Origin of the sequence: Methylobacterium frigidaeris (genome assembly GCF_022179185.1) — a bacterium.
Lineage (GTDB): Bacteria > Pseudomonadota > Alphaproteobacteria > Rhizobiales > Beijerinckiaceae > Methylobacterium > Methylobacterium frigidaeris.
In genome coordinates this window covers 1-228 of the sequence record NZ_BPQJ01000399.1, presented here as the reverse complement: position 1 = coordinate 228, position 228 = coordinate 1, and the positions used below count along the sequence as shown (strand labels likewise).

1 protein-coding gene is annotated in these 228 nt (G+C 63.6%); it reads left to right on the top strand.

The annotated features are described in order from the left end of the window. A partial coding sequence (locus MFF64_RS39240) for an SSO2105 N-terminal domain-containing protein (RefSeq protein WP_238194159.1) occupies nucleotides 1-228 on the top strand: 228 nt, incomplete at both ends.

Sequence of the window (228 nt, the reverse complement as noted above, 5' to 3'; positions counted from 1 at the left end):
AAGGAAGCTCTTTGAGACCCTGAAGCGGGGGCACCTCTCGGGTAAGCCCCTGAAGGAGCTCAAGCGGGAGTGGAAGGAGAAGCGCCAGGGTCTCCTCTACTCCCGGGGAGACAAGAGCAAGGGGGGCAACCTCAACCTGAGGCTCCTCGTCAAGGAAGGAGCCCTGTGGCTCCGGATCAACCTCGGAGACGGTGGCTACGCCCACGCCCTGGTGAAGACCTCCCACCC